Source organism: Hyphomonas oceanitis SCH89, from assembly GCF_000685295.1.
GTDB classification, from domain to species: domain Bacteria; phylum Pseudomonadota; class Alphaproteobacteria; order Caulobacterales; family Hyphomonadaceae; genus Hyphomonas; species Hyphomonas oceanitis.
This window is the reverse complement of sequence record NZ_ARYL01000028.1, coordinates 22,722-40,622: the sequence shown is the minus strand read 5'-3', so window position 1 is coordinate 40,622 and position 17,901 is coordinate 22,722. Positions and strand designations below refer to the sequence as shown.

5 protein-coding genes are annotated in these 17,901 nt (G+C 53.5%); all 5 read left to right on the top strand.

Going from position 1 to position 17,901, the window contains the following annotated elements:
• Positions 1–19: 19 nt before the first annotated feature.
• The 5 genes from HOC_RS15495 to HOC_RS21450 all read left to right on the top strand — a co-directional run bounded on the left by HOC_RS15495 (position 20) and on the right by HOC_RS21450 (position 17,877).
• Positions 20–1,498, top strand: coding sequence for an oligosaccharide flippase family protein (locus HOC_RS15495; RefSeq protein ID WP_035540257.1), 1,479 nt, complete (start codon positions 20–22; stop codon positions 1,496–1,498).
• Positions 1,499–1,710: 212 nt separating this feature from the next.
• Positions 1,711–2,523, top strand: coding sequence for a thioesterase domain-containing protein (locus tag HOC_RS21865; RefSeq protein ID WP_084146370.1), 813 nt, complete (start codon positions 1,711–1,713; stop codon positions 2,521–2,523).
• A 32-nt stretch (positions 2,524–2,555) separates the two neighbouring features.
• On the top strand, positions 2,556–7,070 hold the full coding sequence (locus HOC_RS21455) for a type I polyketide synthase (protein ID WP_084146369.1): 4,515 nt from the start codon (positions 2,556–2,558) through the stop codon (positions 7,068–7,070).
• Complete coding sequence (locus tag HOC_RS15480; protein WP_035540254.1) at positions 7,067–13,513, top strand: type I polyketide synthase; 6,447 nt, start codon at positions 7,067–7,069, stop codon at positions 13,511–13,513. Before HOC_RS21455 ends, HOC_RS15480 begins: the two co-directional genes overlap by 4 nt.
• Positions 13,510–17,877, top strand: a complete 4,368-nt coding sequence (locus tag HOC_RS21450) for a type I polyketide synthase (RefSeq protein ID WP_051624974.1) — start codon at positions 13,510–13,512, stop codon at positions 17,875–17,877. Before HOC_RS15480 ends, HOC_RS21450 begins: the two co-directional genes overlap by 4 nt.
• Positions 17,878–17,901 lie beyond the last annotated feature (24 nt).

The following is a 17,901-nucleotide window of genomic DNA, read 5'->3' as shown; positions in this document are numbered from 1 at the left end:
ATTTAGCCGGGTGAGCCTCATGGATAAAGTCAGGACCGCCGTGATTATCGCCACGGCAGACAAATATGTCTCCACTGCGATTACGCTAGTTACAACAGCGATTATCGCACGCCTTATAAATCCCGCTGAATTTGGTGTTACGGTACTCGGCGGGGCCGTACTCCTGATGGCGAATACGCTGCGCGACGTTGGCACCTCCTCCTACATCATTCAGGCGCAGGAACTGACGCTTCCTAAGCTTCGCGCCGCATTTACGCTAAATCTTTTCCTGACCCTCACCATTCTTCCATGCTTGGTTTTCGCTGCCCCGGCATTGGCGAGCCTGCTGAACTCTCCCGGCCTGGATATCTATCTTAAAATTTGCGCCATTCCTTTCGCAGTGGGTGCCATTGTCTACCCACTGCATGCGCTACTCGCGCGCGACTTCGCATTTGGGAAGCTTGCGATAATCAATATCACCTCCACAATTTTCAATTCCACTGCACTTATCTGCGCGGCAATCGCTGGCGCAAGTTATCTGAGCTTTGCATTCGCGCAAGTTGTCTCGGCGCTTGTCGGAACAGCGCTGCTCATCTACTTCCGCCCCAGCTTTGAAATCTTTCGGCCGTCGTTCAGCGCATGGAAGACGGTACTTTCATTCAGCCTGTTCAGCGCCTTTACCGGAATCGTGCAGCGGGCGACCGAAGTCTTGTCCGTTGTGGCAGTCGGTGCGTTCATGCCCCCAGCCATGGTCGGGCTTCTCAGCCGCGCCTCAATGATCGCGCAATTTCCCGAACGAACTGTAATGGCAGGCGTCACCGCTGCGGCCTTGCCCGCATTCTCCGAAGCGGCCCGCGAAAAAGGTGATCTCAGGAAATATTACCTAGCTGCCTTAGAACGTATAAGCGGACTGATATGGCCCTGCCTCGCATTGATGATTGTACTTGCTAACCCGCTGATCCGTCTTTTTCTGGGAAATGACTGGCTCGAAACCATTCCGCTGGTCCAAATCATCGCCGGCGCACTGCTGCTCAATTTTCCACCCGGCCTCAACTATCCAATATTGCTGGCTGTCGGCGCAGTACGACCCGCATTGTTGTTGGCAGTCCTGCAGGCGAGCGTCGTGCTCCCAGTGATTACCATCAGTGCGCAATACGGAATCCAAGCTGTGGCATGGGCCACATGGCCTATCGTGGCGATCAACGTGGTGATGTCGACATGGTTTGTGCAAGCTTATGTAATCAGATTTAGCTGGCTCGACATCGGGCGCGCGCTTTCCCGGAGCACAATTGCGACCATAGCAACAGTTGCCGGTCCTATTACAATTGTGTATCTCGCAGGCGGTAGCGCGAGTATCGGTCTTAAAGAGAGTGTACTTGCGACAGGCGTAGGTGGGGTCAGCTGGATTGGCTCTCTATATCTGCTCAAGCATCCAATATACGCGGAATTTGCCCGCATTCTGAAGGCAGTTCGCCGAAAGATCTTAAGAATATTGCTACCGCCATTCGAGACTTCCTGAGAAAGTAGCGTAACGCCAGCGAGATAATGAGGCAGTCGCTATAAAATTTTGCAAAAGTTAAAGCACTTAAACAACGACAGTATTGTAGCGTTCCCACAAGCTTATTTTGACCGTAACAGTTTCAATGGCAAAGTGCATTTCAAGATGATACCCGGTCGGGCATTCCCTAATGCACTTTGGGCTGGGAATTCGGTGTGGGACATAGTAGAATTATGAGTATTCGAAACATAGCTACTCAACGTGGCACACAGCCAGGCGCAAGCTGGTTTTTTCGTTCTTCGCTTACAGCTGAAATGCGCATCCGCTTGTTCTGTTTTCCATGCGCAGGCTATGGGGCCGCTATGTACCGCTCATGGCAATCCCAAGCGCCTTCGTGGTTGGAAATCGTGCCAGTTCAACCTCCTGGCCGCGCCAACCGGCTCAGAGAACCCGCGCTGGACAGCTTTCCAGAGCTGGTTCAGTCAATCCTTCCAGAATTCTCCACGCTACTAGATCGCCCCTACGCTTTTTTTGGGCATAGTATGGGGTCTGTTTTTGCTTCTGAGCTTGCCGCTGAGGTCGTAAGGCGGGAAATGCGCTCACCGCTTCACCTCTTTCTTTCCGCAAGACAGCCGCCCAACTTACCTAGTCCCGTTGGACCTCTCTCACATCTCGACGACATGGCGTTTGTTGAAGAGGTGAACAAGCGATATGGGGGCATTCCGCGCGAGATCATTGAGGCACCAGAAGTTCTGGAAATGCTTCTGCCAACCTTGAAGGCAGATATTCGTACGCTTGAAAAGATCGAATGTACTGCACCAAAGCCGTTACCAATCTCCATCAGTGCTCTAGGCGGCAAGAGCGACAGACTAGTTCCTGAAAACCTTCTTGCTGGATGGGAATCCTGGACAGAAACCGACTTCCGTCTTCAGTTATTTGAGGGAGGACATTTTTACTTGGACGAGCAGCGATCGGCACTGATTTTGCACATTCAGGACGTTTTGGAAGCAAAGTCGCGTGCAATCATACCGACCCAAAATCTATGAGCGTCAGCTCAGCATTGTAGAGGGTGAAAGCGATGGCGCTTGAAGTAACTCGATCTGTTGCAATCATCGGGATGGCATGTCGCTTTCCTGGCGGCGCGAATACGCCTGATGCCTTCTGGCAGATGCTATATGAAGGCCGCGATGCTGTTGGTGAAATTCCTTCAAGCCGTATGGATGTGAAGCAGCTTTATTCAGACACACCTGCAACGCCCGGTCGCATCATGACGCGCTTCGGTGGCTACTTGGATGGAATCGAACAATTCGATGCTGGCTTTTTTCATATATCTCCTCGTGAAGCTGAGCGCATGGATCCGCAGCAACGCCTGCTTCTCGAGACAGCGTGGGAAGCTATTGAAGACGCTGGCATAGACGCGCGCACATTGGCGGGACGGCCTGTAGGCGTCTATGTTGGCCAATGGCTGAGCGATTTCGAAATGCGAATGCTCAGCGACCCAACCGCAACAGATTTCGAAATGACGACAGGCAGCGGCAGATATACGGCGTCCGGTCGCGTGTCTCACTTCCTTAACCTGATGGGCCCAAGCCTGACACTGGACACCGCCTGCTCCTCGTCACTCACCGCAGTGCATCTTGCCATGCAGAGCCTGCGATCTGGAGAGTCTGAGCTTGCATTTGCTGCGGGCGTAAATGTGATCCTGAGTCCACATATCACTGTAGGATACTCGCAGAGCCGTATGATGGCGCCTGACGGACACTGCAAGTTTGGTGATGCCTCGGGTGATGGTTACGTGCGTAGTGAGGGTGCCGGTATCGTCTTGCTAAAGAGACTTGACCGCGCGCTGGAGGATGGAGATCAAATCCATGCTGTCATTCGCGGTAGCGCCGTCAATAATGATGGTAACTCAGGCAGCTCTTTCGGCACACCCAGTCGCAGTGGACAAGAAGCCCTACTCCGTCGCGCATTGATTGATGCAGACCTGCCAGCCGCTTCTGTAGGCTATATTGAAGCACATGGAACAGGCACGCGCTCTGGCGACCCTGTCGAGCTGGGCGCGCTAAGTGCAGTTTTTGGAGGCGACCGAGAAGAGGCTCTGCGGGTAGGGTCGGTCAAAACCAATATTGGGCACACTGAGGGCGCCGCCGGCATGGCCGGATTGCTCAAGGCGGCGCTTGCCGTAAAAAAACGCCAAGTCCCGGCCAGCCTCCACTTCAATACCCCAAACCCGGACGTCGACTGGCTATCTGCACCCCTCGAGATAGTGCGTGAACGCCAAACTTGGAATAATCCAGATAGGATCGCAGGGGTCAGCGGATTTGGGATTGCCGGCTCAAATGCTCACTTGCTGATACAGAACCCTCCAGCAATGACCGAAAGTTCAGTAGCGAAAACTCTATGTGCTCGACCGGTCATCCTGCCAATCTCGGCTGAGAGCGTTGTCGCGCTTCGCCAACTGGCGGGCTTATATGCAGAAATAATCCGCTCAAAGACGGAATTATCTATTGATGAAATCTGTGCGGCCGCCGGCAGCAACAGAACACGCCTCAGCCATCGAGCTGCCTTTGTTGGTCATGACCGTAATGAATTGATTTCATCACTTGAAAAATTTAGGGACGGCGGTGATGATGCCATCCAGGGGCAATCCTGGACGGACAAACCGGCGGTCACGGCTTTTGTCGCCCCGGGACAAGGTGGTCAATGGATTGGAATGGCTAGGTCGCTAATCGAAAGCGAACCTGTTTTTCGTCAATCTATTGATGCGTGCGAACAGGCGCTGGCACCACTCGTGGCATGGTCCCTAAAGGAACAGCTTCAGCTTGAGTCTGATGATGACGGATATCAGCTCGACGAAATTGAAGTAATTCAACCTGTCCTCGTCGCGCTTGCCTTCAGCTATGCGCAGCTGTGGAACTCCTTTGGCGTAAAGCCGATGATGACGATCGGCCACAGCATGGGCGAGGTGTCTGCAGCAGCCATATCGGGCACACTGAGCCTGCAAGACGCTATGCGCGTCGTCGTTGCCCGCAGCACCCTTATGGCTCGCACGAGCGGCGAAGGCGGAATGGCATTGGTTGAGTTGACTAAAGCCGACCTTGAAAAGCGCCTGAAGCCTTACCTCGGAAAATTATGTGTGGCCGCAATAAATAGCCCACGCGCGTGCGTGATATCTGGCGAAGTGGTTTCTCTGGAATCGGCCCTTGAGGAATTATCAGCCGACGGCGTTTTTTGCCGTAAAGTCAAAGTGGACGTTGCATCGCATGGTCCACAAATGGCAACGCTAGCACCTGAACTTGAAGCAATGCTAGACGACATTGCGCCATCCGATTCCGCTGTACCTATGCTCTCAACCGTAATCGGAACCGCGATTCCTGGTACAAAATATGATGGGCGCTACTGGGCGAGAAACCTGAGCGAGCCTGTCCGTTTCCTTGACGCTGTTGAGGCCTCGCTTGAGGCTGGCGCAACCGCATTTCTTGAGCTTGGTCCCAATCCAGTTTTGCTAACGTCCATCGAACAGACGCTCAGCCACCATAATGTGGATGCCGTACTTGCCGCAAGCGAACGCCGCGACAGTCCTGCAATGAATATAATTGCCGAAGGAATCGCCAAGCTCTGGACACATGGCGCAGAAATAGACTGGCGCGCCTATTCAGGAACCGCTCGTCACGACGTGCCGCTTCCACATTATCCTTGGCAACGATCACGACATTGGCATGAAGCCGCAGAAATGATGCCCGCCCAAAGCAGTCATAAACGTCCGCGTCTGAACAACGACACCCGCAGTATGTTACACGAGATTGCGTGGAGAAAAGCGCCAGCGCCCGATGTCGTCAGCGCGCAAGGGCAGACTTGTTTAATAATCGGCTCCGATAATGCAGACTCAAACTCGCTGACGGCAGCCATTGAAGAGGCTGGCGCTGACGTCGATTGCATGAGTTTTGAGACCGCACATGGCGTACTCAGCTCCGGACGCTCATATGACTACATTGTATCGATAGCTCCCGATAAGGGCGCGGGGTTTCTACCGATCCAGTTGCTTCAAATTTTGCGCCAGAGCAAAGTACCGTCTCAGCAAGTCGTTATTCTAACGCGAGGCGCCACTATGGCAGGTTCGCCTTCGCAGCGCATGGCTATCGATCAGGCATCACTTGTAGGTGCTATGCGCGTCGTGTCCGATGAACATCCTGAATTCACCTTTCGCTTGATTGATGGCGATCCTGCGACTTCATTCTCTGAACAGTTTAACGCGTTGGTAAATCAAGCTTTGGGGGCCAGCTCGGAACCTGAAATTGCTTATCGGAATAGCGAATGGCTAGTTCCACGACTTCGTCAATATACGGATAATATCGCTTTCGCGAAAAATTTCGAGTTGAAGAAAAATGAAGCCTATTTGATTACCGGAGGTCTAAGCGCGTTGGGCCTGCGTGCCGCCAACGTACTTACGAAAGCGGGAGCGCGTCATATTATTTTAATTTCGCGGCGCCCTCTTCCTCCTCGCCAAGATTGGCGAAGCGTAGCCGAGGGAACCGAAAACTGGGACAGGATTGCCGGCATCCTTGCGCTTGAGGCTGCAGGTGTTCTGGTAGAAATTGCGTCCTTTGACATTGCAGATTGCGACGCACTGCGTTCGTTCCTTTCAGGACGCGAGGCTGAAATGCGCGCCCCAGTGAACGGGGTTATACATTTGGCTACCGCGTATGATACGCGACTGGCAGCTGAAACGAGCCAAGAAAGCTTTGATTTAGCGATTGCGCCGAAACTCAAAGGCGCTCGCGTTCTTGACCGTGAATTCCCAGATGTAGATATGTTTGTGCTGTACTCGTCTACTATGACCTTTTTACCCCATCAGGGTCTGGCTGCCTATGCGGCAGCAAATTGCGGTCTGGACGCCTTGGCCGCGGATCGACATGCACGTGGAAAAGCCGCCACAAGCATCGCATGGGGACCGTGGAAACATCTCGGCCGCGCAGCACTTGACCATGTCGCTGATGAATTTGAGGCCCGCGGTGAGCTCTCATTAGACCCGCTTGAGGGAGATGCGTTGCTTGAGTGGCTCATCTGCCACTCGCCGTCGCTCGTCAGCGCTTTCCGCATGGACTGGCCGGCTTTTTGTCGATCCCGGCAAGGCCGCGCAGACCATCTGTTTGATGAGCTAATCGCCGAAGAGACCGAATCTGCCACCGATGCCTCACCTTTTGAAAGTCTGTCCTTGGACGACCGACGGTCCGCAGCGACGATATTTGTCTCTACGATTATAACGAAAGTTCTGAAATTACGCCCTGAAGACTTTGATCTGAATCGCCCCCTCGGTGACTTGGGACTTAACTCCCTGATGGGTATCGAACTGCGGAATGCACTCGAGAAGTCGGTCGGGCGACCTCTGCCGGCAACGCTAGCCTGGTCATACCCGACAGCTAAAGCCATCATTGAATTTTTATCTGCAAGTCCACATGAGAAACATACTCATGCCGTAGTCCCGGAACCCAAATCCTCAGTTTCGCCAAATGAGCTTGGGACGAGCATTTCAGCTATCGAAGACTTAAGTGATGATGAAGCCCTTGCTGCGCTTCTTGAAGGACGCAAATGAGCAAGATTGAAATAAACACAAACAAAACATCTGCTGTCAAACTTGCCTTGATGGCGCGCAGCGCGCGCGAACAGGTCGGTGCGACGCTGGCGGCTGATCCTATCGCAATTGTCGGTATCGGGTGCAGGTTCCCGGGCGGGGGGAATGATGCCGAGAGCTTTTGGTCCTTTTTGCTTGAAAGCCGCACAACAGTGTCTCCTATTCCACCAGACCGCTGGGACGCTGGAAAATGGTATGGTGAAGGACCTGATGCTGTTGGTTTAAGCACGGCTGCAGGTGCGTCTTTTCTCAACTCCGTCGACATGTTTGACTCAGGATATTTCGGCATCCCCCCACGTGAAGCTGATCAGATGGATCCTCAGCAGAGGATATTCCTTGAAGTAGCAGTGGAAGCGATGGAAGACGCAGGTTTTCGTTTCGAAGATCTGCGGCGCTCCCGCACCGGAGTTTTTGTGGCCAGCTACCATAATGACTATGCGCAGATGCTGTATCGAGACCCTGCAGCGATGGATCAGCGAACTCTGACCGGTACACTACACAGCGTCTTGGCCAATCGGCTGTCATACATTTTCGATCTACGCGGCCCGAGCATTTCAATTGACACAGCCTGCTCGTCTTCGTTGGTGGCCGTACATTTGGCCTGTCAAAGCTTGCGCACTGGCGAAAGCAACCTAGCGCTAGCAGGTGGTGTGTCAGCAATCTTGGCGCCGGAACTTATGGTCAGCATGTCACGGCTCGGATTTCTTGCACCTGATGGCCTTTGCAAGACATTTGACGCTAGCGCCAATGGTTTTGGCCGCGGCGAAGGCTGCGGCGTAATCGCCTTGAAGCGACTTTCCGACGCTTTAGCGGACGGCGACCGAATTTGGTCTGTTATTCGCGGCTCAGCCGTCAATCAGGATGGAGAGTCAACCCTTCTCGCAGCTCCCAACGTTCAGGCACAGGCCGCGCTGGTACGCGAAGCCGTTGCAACCTCCCGCGTCGATGCGAAAGATATCGTTTATATCGAGACCCATGGCACTGGCACCATTCTCGGCGACCCAATTGAAGTTGATGCGTTGGCGGAAACAATTGGTACCAAAGAAGAGGACAGCCCCACCTGTCTGCTGGGGGGCGTGAAGGCTAATATAGGACATCTCGAAGCGGCTGCTGGTGTGGCCGGTGTCATCAAAGCCGCCCTCGTCCTAAATAGGCGTGAAGTACCTGCACAGCCCAGTTTCAAAAAACTGAACCCGCATATCAATCTGGACTCGACACGCTTTGAAGTCGCTTCCAAGCATCAACCATTGCCTAAGTCAGCTGGCGCCCCTCTTGCTGGCGTCAGCTCATTTGGCGTCGGCGGCACAAACGCACACGTTATTCTTGAAGGCGCACCACAATTCAGTACACCAACGATAGAGGCACGAAGCGATGACATCTGGACGTTGCCACTTTCAGCACACACACCGGAAGCATTAAAGCAGAGCGCGGCATCCTGGCAGACTGTACTCGCAAATTCCGCCCCGTCCCTGACCGACTTGTGCTTCACTGCAGCCGAGAAGAGGTCGCACCATGCCCATCGCCTGGCCATAGCAGCTCCAACCCGCGATGCACTTGCCCGGAAATTAAAACATCGCGCGGCCGGAAGCTTTGAATCTCCCTGCCCGAAGATTTGTTTTGTTTTCTGTGGCCAAGGACCACAGCAAGCAGGAATGGGCTTGTCTCTAGCAGCTCGCGAGCCTGTTTTTGCGAAGCATCTGGAGGCGTGCGATGAACTTATACAGCAATATGCTGGCTGGTCGCTTTTGGAGGAGCTTGCACGGGAAGACACAGATAGTAGGCTAAAGGAAACTGCATTTGCGCAACCCGCGCTTACAGCACTGCAAACGGGTCTTGTGGCATTACTGAAGTCCTGGAACCTGGAGGCTAATACCGTCGTGGGCCACAGTGTCGGCGAAATCGCTGCCATGCATTCGGCCGGGCTATTGTCACTCGATGAAGCGATCCGGATCGCCTGTCATAGAGGCAAGATCATGCAGGCCGCAGACGGCACCGGCGCCATGGCATCCGTGCTACTGGATTCTGCAACCGCCGCAGAAGCAATAGCTCCGTTTGGCGCTGCGCTTAGTATCGCTGCAATAAACTCACCCGGCGAAACTGTGATATCGGGAGAAACGGCTGCTCTGGACACACTACTGGAAAATCTCAAGGCCCAAGGTATCGGCCATCATAGATTACCGGTCCGCTACGCTTTTCATAGTGATCAGATGTCGCCGTTCGAAACCCGGCTGGTTGAAACTCTTGGTGAGGTGCCACCACATCGGGCAAACAGTATCCGCGCGATATCCACAGTCACAGGTGAACCTGTAACGCAGGTCGATGCCGCCCATTTTGCATGTGGTATTCGCGCCCCGGTTCTCTTTGCCAAAGCGATGCAGGCAACCGCAACCCACGAGCGCACTGTTTATATCGAGATTGGCCCACACCCAGTTCTATCTTCTTCCATTGCAGCAAGCATGGAGCAGGTGGGAGTGCTGGACAACCCCATTGTTCCAACCCTTCGTCGCGGCCAGGCAGACCGAGAAGCGATGGTCGAGTGTGCAGCAAAGCTCTATGAAACCGGACACTCTCCAAGATGGCCCGCTCTGATTCCATCTGGTGGACGCATTGTATCCCTTCCCAACTATCCTTGGCAGCGTCAACGGCACTGGCGACACGTCAACACATCAACGGATCTACTCGCAGGCATCGCTTCTGGTCATCCTTTACTTGGCTCCCGTCTGAACATTGCATCAGATGATCTTGTGATTTTTGAAGGTAGCCAGACATCAAGTTCCAGCTGGATGCTTGAGCACAGGATTTTTGGCAAAGCCATTGCGCCTGCCACAGCGATTATTGAGCTGCTCGCGGCGGCGGCACAAGCCATAGGCGGCCCTAGTGCCCACATTGATGGCTTTACGCAGTTTGCGCCATTACCACTTGCGAGACCTGGTGAACCTAGCTTGCGTTGGCATGTCGTCGCACAATTTCGTAATGGGGAGTGGGCGCTCAAACTCAACATGTTTGGAGATACGGAAAGTATATACGCGCACAAGACAATTGCTGAGGCCAGTATTTCGACGGATGCCTCTTCATACCAGTCGCAGGAGTATGAAAATCCGCCACTTGCGCGTAATTCTGATTTCAATCGCGACGCAACTTCGGTCGCGAATTCAAAAGTCGCTTCGCATTTTTGCGCGATAGGTGCCGATTTTGGCGCAGCATTCCAGCTGCTTTCAGACGTCAAGATTTCTCAAACGGCAGCAATTGGCCGAGTATCTTTGACTCAAACCATGGCCGAGTCCTCTCACCTCGTTCATCCTGCTGCCCTGGATGCTGGCCTACAACTTTGTGTCATTGCGGCAGCGGGAGATTCATCAACCACCTGGCTACCCGTCGCAGCCAAATCCTTCCAGGTTCTCAATCATTCTTCTTCACTATTTTACGACGCAGAAGCACGCTTAATTACTGACGGCTCCAGCGGCACGCTTATAGCGGATGTCCGTTACCGTGACCCAACAGGATTCCTGGTTGCAGAGATCAAAGGTCTGCGTTTCGCAAAGGCAACACCTCAAACACTTGCCACAAACGCTACACCTCCGGTCAAACTCTATACGACGAGTTGGAAAGCAGAATCCCGTGACGGGGAGTCACCAAACGATCATGCCCAATCATGGCTTGTCATTTCTGACGAAAAGTTAGGCGAAGAGCTCGCCGAAGCGCTCGCAGACATCGCGGTATGTGCGCGCATGGTTCGCTCAGAAGCGGCCCCAAGCGAATTTAACGCCGCTTTGGATTGGCTTGCGGATGCTCCCGAGCCGCGACAGATTATTGATCTAGTCGGCTTGGCGCGCGACCTTGATGCATCAGAGCATGTGATCAGAACACTGAGACACACCCAAGCCATCGCAAAAAGTTCGTTCTCCACGAGCTTGGCCATTCTAACTCAAGGGGCTTTTGCGACCGAAAACGATTTATCGACCCCATCGATATCTGGAGCATCCGTCCAAGGATTTATCGCGACGGTATCTCTAGAGCATCCCGAACTCTCTATCCGCGGCATAGACCTCGACCCGGCAGTAAATAACTATGACGCGAAAGAGCTTGCGCTGGCTTTGTCGGCACAACTCTCGCGCAAAGGTAGCGCAAAGTTAGCGATGAGGGGCACGGAGTGGCTCTCTCCACGGATATCGCCAGCGAACCTTTCAGACGGATCGTCTTATCGAACCCTGCAACGACAGGATTCCGCAGGTATCGATGGAATTAAATTCGAGACGCATAAACGTAGCAAATTGCGGAAAGGCCAAGTTCGTGTGGCGGTCCGATGCGCAGGTTTGAACTTCCGTGACGTGCTGAGCACAATGGGAATGCTTGATGGCGCCTTGCCGCCTCTTGGCGTGGAATGTTCCGGCGAAGTCATTGAGGTTTCCCCAGAGGTTACCGCTTTCAAACTTGGTGATCTTGTTTTTGGGTATGCTCCTGGCGCCCTGTCAGAAGAAATCACCGTTCCCGCAGAATGGCTCATACATAAACCTGATCATGTAACTGATGAGCAAGCAGCGGGCTTCACTGTTGCATTCGGGACAGCGCTCTTTGGCTTGGACCACATTGCAAAACTGACAGCTGGCGAAAGTGTGCTGATTCACGCCGGAGCTGGCGGCGTTGGACTCGCTGCGATTCAGATCGCCCTAGCCCGCGGAGCAAAAGTCTTCACCACAGCGGGATCAGATAGCAAACGCAAGATGTTGCGAAGCATGGGCGTAAACCATGTCTATGACTCACGTACCCTCGATTTTGAAAGAAAGGTTTTAGACGCGACGCATGGACAAGGCGTAGATGTGGTTCTGAACTCATTAGTCGGCGATTTCACTCAAGCCAGCATTCGGTGCCTATCGGCAACCGGCCGCTTTCTTGAGCTAGGCAAACGGGATGTACTGAGCCTAGAGCAATTTTCAGCAATAAAGCCTGAAGCAAATTATCATATTTATGACCTTGGGCAGATTATCGAAGCCGAACCGACACGTCTGCGCCCCTTGCTCAATTCTATCCTCGACGAAATTGCAAACGGTAAACTAACACCACTGCACACTCAGGTATTCGGCATTGAGCAGACACGTGAAGCCATGCGCTTCATGGCGTCCGCCAAGCATATTGGTAAAATTGTCCTGCGCGTCCCGCCGAGGCTGACCGCTCCAGTCCGAACAGATGCGACCTATTGGATCACCGGAGGCCTGGGAGGACTTGGTCTCTATACGGCACAATGGCTTGCCAACAGTGGCGCGCAGCATATTGTTCTGACCGGACGTCGCTCGGCGACGGAGTCAGCCAAGGCGGCAATCGCAGAGATCGAAAAATCCGGCGCAATAGTCCACGTTCTGAAAAATGATGTAGGCGATGATACCTCTAATGCGCAGGTGCTTGCGCTGATCAAAAACACAATGCCACCTTTACGCGGAATCATTCATGCGGCCGGGACTTTGCGCGATGGTCCAGCGCTGACCCGCGAGCCTGAAGATGTTGAATCTGTTTTCCGAGGTAAGTTTCAGGGCGCCTGTTCGTTGGACCGTCAGACACGTGAATTACCGCTCGACTTCTTCGTATGTTATTCGGCAGCAGGCACCATACTTGGTGCGTCCGGCCAAACGCTTTATACTGCTGCAAATACAGCGCTCGACGCTCTGATCGTTAAGCGTGTCCGCGAGGGATATCCAGGCTCAAGTATCGCTTGGGGTGGTTGGAGCGGCGCAGGCATGCTTGCAGGCTTGTCGGCATCCGCACGCGAGGGCTGGGCCGAGAGGGGACTCGTCGACATTACACCGGATAGCGGATTTCCTCAGCTGGAACAGGCCCTTCAGTCCGGTATCCCCAATACCATCGCTGTTGCAGTCGATTGGCGCATGTTTACCGCGACAGCCCCCTCAGGCTTGGACCTTGGCCCTTTCTCAGAGCTTACTCACAGCAGCGCTATTGCAAGCCTGAGTGCTGGTAGAATACCGGAACAGACCCTTGGCGCACAACTGATGACTGCGACGCCATCTGAGCGACGCGCAAAACTTCAACAATGCGTGGAAACAGCCGCAAGAGACATTATCGGGCTGGATTCAGATATGCCTATTGATCCCGATCACCCGCTCAAGGATATGGGGCTGGATTCACTTATGTCAGTAGAGATGCGCAATGAACTCTCGCGAGGAATTGGCCTAAGGCTAACAGCCACTCTTCTGTTCGACTACCCAACAGTGAACCGCCTCATCGAATATTTGGATGCTCAGCTTTGTCCAAGCCAACCTGAGAAAACGGAGAATAGAGGCGCAGAATCGGATGATCTCGATAATCTGTCTGATAAAGAACTCTCTGCACTATTGGACGAAGAATTGGCGGCGTCCACGACAAACCGCAACACAAAACGCGAGCCGCAATCATGACGTCTTCAGCTGAGCAAATTAAGAACGCGCTACTAGAGATACGACGTCTTAAAAGGGAGCTCGAAGACAAGGGAACGTCGGACCACTACGCTGGCCCGATTGCAATTGTTGGGACTGGATTGCGCCTGCCTGGTGGAATTTCGGATCTGGAAGGATTCGAAGCGCTCCTCGATGAGGCCCGGAATGAAATAACGGAGATTCCATCTACTCGCTGGCGCCAAGAAGACACACCACCAGATCTTCCAAAATCGGCTCGGTATGGTGCATTCTTGGAGCACGTCGATATGTTTGATCCTGAGTTTTTCGGGATCTCCGGCACCGAGGCTGCGAGCATGGACCCGCAGCAGAGGCTGGTCCTGGAAACAGGCTGGGAAGCACTTGAGAATGCCGGACACGCGCCTAACAGTTTTGCCAATAAACCGCTCGGCATATATCTTGGCATGGCTAATAGCGATTATGGGCGCAGCCTGTTATCCGACATACCCGCAATCGATCCCTACTTCACTTCGGGCTCTTCTTTTTCGGTGGCCAGCGGGCGACTGGCATATTTTCTAGGCTCCAAAGGCCCAGCTATATCACTGGACACCGCTTGTTCATCGTCTCTTGTTGCGGTGCAACTGGCATGTCACGCACTTCAGTCCGGCGAGTGTGACATTGCCCTTGCAGGCGGCGCCAACCTCATTCTTTCCCCCGAAGTTCATGTGAACTTTTCACGCGCAAACATGCTGGCGAACGATGGACTATGCAAAACTTTCGATGACGGCGCTGACGGATACGTCCGCGGGGAAGGGTGTGTCCTGTTTGTGCTTCGCCGGCTGGAAGACGCTCAAGCGGACGGCGATATCATTCTGGCGGTCATTCGCGGCAGCGCCGTCAATCAAGATGGCCGCAGCAATGGCCTGACCGCACCCAACGGCCCTGCTCAAGAGGCCGTTATCAAATCCGCTCTAAAGAACGCCAACGTGAATGCGGATACAGTTGGATATATAGAAGCACACGGCACAGGCACGCCTCTGGGTGACCCCATTGAGATGAATGCGCTGGCGAGCGCATACGGACGAGACAAGGAGGGTGCCCCTCCCCTGTTCGTCGGCTCTGTAAAAACCAATATCGGCCATCTTGAATCGGCAGCCGGGGCGGTTGGGATACTCAAATGTATTGTTGCGCTTCAAAGCGGCCGGATACCTGCACATCTTAACTTCAAAACACCCAACACTCATATCGAATGGCCATCGTATTCTGTGCAGGTACCGGTTGATGCCGAACCTTGGCCAGATCTAGACGGCCCGCGGCGAGCTGGGGTGAGCTCCTTCGGTTTTAGTGGCACCAATGCGCATCTGATTCTTGAACAGGCCCCGCAAGCAAAGCATGCGGTGACAGAGGGTTCACTATCTTGCGAGGTCTTCTCTCTTTCCGCCCGAACCCCCGAAGCGGCCTCGGAGCTGGCGCGCCGAACCGCGATAGCAATAGATAAAGCCCACGGGTCATTGGCAGATCTTTGCTTTACAGCAGCTGAAGGCAGAGCACATTTTCAGTATCGCTTTGCCGTTGCTGCGCGGGACAAGACGGAGCTTTCAGCTGCACTGCGAAGCGCTGCAAGCAGTCAACATCACCCCAGCCTTGTTACAGGGCGCGCTATATCTGGCATTCGTCCAAAGGTAGCCTTTCTTTTTACGGGACAAGGCGCGCAGCATCCTGGCATGGGTCGCTCTCTTTATGAGACACAACCGGTTTACAGGAACGCGATTGATGAATGCGATGAATTGCTTGGCAACTCCGTTCCGGGAGGCCTTTTGTCAATTCTCCATGCGGAAAAAGGTGACACCCGCGTAAACGAGCCGAGCGTTGCGCAGCCTGCGCTTTTCGCGTTGGAATATGCGCTAGCCAAACTCTGGATATCTTTTGGCATCACACCTGACGCTTTATGCGGACACAGCCTTGGGGAATTTGTTGCTGCGACAATCGCAGGCATCTTGCCTCTTCAGGATGCCCTATTGCTCGTTGCAGAGCGTGGCAGATTATCCGCCGAGGCCGCCGCGGATGGTATGATGGCAAGTGTATTCTCCGACGTAGACTCAATTTCCGCTCTCATTGAAAATACAAACTCCGTTGAAATTGCAGCCTACAATGGGCCAAACAATCATGTTCTTAGCGGTCACTCAAATGAACTCGAGCCATTGCTCTCTCGGTTCACTGAAATGGGCATTCGCGCCGAACCTTTGAGGATTGCTTTTGCAGCGCATTGCGCGCTTGTCGATCCGGTCTTGAATCGTTTCGCAGCCGCTGCAGAAAAAGTTCGGTTCCAGAGCGGCACAATTCCAATTGTTTCAAATCTAACAGGACACATTGCAGAAGACACCGAGTTCGCGACACCCTCTCATTGGGTCAATCATCTACGGCGACCTGTGCGATTTACTGATAGTATTCAAAATTTGTGCGATCTGGGCATAACACATTTTATAGAAATTGGTCCGCATCCGGTTCTTTCTGCAATGGCTGCAGAGACCGTTGAAAAGCTTGGCCTGACCGATAAAACTGTATTTTTGTCTTCACTGCGCCGTGACGGCGAACCGGGCTTGGAACTCGCAACAAGTCTGTCGCGTGCTTATGTTGATGGCCTCACAATGAGGCCTCCTTGGCTTTCAAAGGGCAAGGGCAATCGTCGCTTGTCGCTTCCGACATATCCCTTTGAGCGCACTCGACATTGGCATCCAAGCGCACCACAGGCCGGGATCCGCAATGCCCTGCAAACTGATGCTGTATGGAAGAGGCTCACGACAAGTCTCGATAGGCAATCTGAACGTGGTCCACTCGGCTTCGACGCGGCAGCCTACCCGCAGAAGTGGCAAGCGCTCGCCGATCTTCGTTGCGCACTCGTCATCTCACTTCTGCGGGAAGATGGTCTATTCACTGAAGACGGTGAGGAAAGGTCATTTTCAGATGTAAACAAGCAAATGCATGTGACCGAAGGACTGGTTCCGCTTGTAAGGCGCTGGCTGGGCGCACTCGCCGATAGAGGGGATCTCGTCATCGAGAACGACCGGATAACTGCCCCACATAAATTAGCAGATCCGGAGCTTCCATCAGCCATATCCCGCGTCAAAACAATGCTAAGCGATAACTTGCCGCTGTGTGATTACGTTCTCCACTGCGCGAACCTTCTCGGGCCGGTCGTAAAGGGAACAGCAAGTCCACTTGAAACGCTCTTCCCCGGCGGTGACTTTTCGCTTGCGCTCGGATTATACGAACGATCCACGACCATGCGATATATGAATGATCTCGCGGCCACAGCCATTGAGTCGCTCGCAGCGACCAAGCCCAACCTCGCTATTCTTGAAGCGGGTGCAGGCACTGGGGGGACGACGGCAGCTGTCCTTGACGCACTCGATTGCAGTCAATGTGCTTATACATTTACGGACGTTTCTGACTTATTCCTTGATCGTGCCCGAGAGCGGTTTTCTGATCACAAAAACATCAAATATGCGCGATTTGACCTGGAAAGCTCACCAATCGAACAAGGGTTCGCTCCTTCGAGCTTTGATATTGTTCTGGCTTCCAACGCCGCTCATGCCGTTCGAAACCTGCCAGAGACGCTTAATTATCTTCGTAGTCTACTTCGTCCTTCCGGCGTGTTGATACTTGTCGAGTCGACGACACATTTCGCTTGGTTTGACGTGACGACTGGGCTCATCGAAGGCTGGCGGCATGCTGAGGATGAACTTCGCGACGATCTGGCGCTCATTGACAAAAACAAATGGCAAGGTGCGCTGTTGAATGCAGGTTTCAAGACCGTGGAAAGCTGGCCGCGAACTGGGTCCGCTGCGGAATCGGTTGGTCAGCATTTGATCGTCGCGAGAGCACCGTCAGATGTGCCATCTGGCTCCACCACCGATGCAATCCTCCCTATACCTCAGTTTATCGAAGCGCCTCGCCTCGAAGCTGCTCCCGAAATTTCTGCAGCGCTTAAAGTGATAGCAAATGCTCTACCTGGCGAGCGCACCAAGGCGATAAGCGAGCTCGTTCGCCTGCGCGTTGTCATGCTGCTTCGTCGTAGAACAGACCGTCCACCTAGCGATGACGAGAGACTTCGCGACATCGGCCTTGACTCTCTTATGGCAGTTCAACTTCGAAATGCCCTGGCCCACGATCTCGAAATTGATGCAGGACTGCCAATGTCTCTTGTATTCGACTATCCCACCATAGGCACGATGGCCGAATTTCTAGCGGCGGCAAATAACTTGGGCACCTCTACAAAGATAGATGCCGTGCCATCCTATCGGACAGAAGAAAACACTGCCACAGACCTTACAAACATGACCGATGAAGAGGTGGAAGCCCTGCTGCTGGAGCGCCTCAAGCGATGACTTCTCAACCCCCTCCTAAAGAAG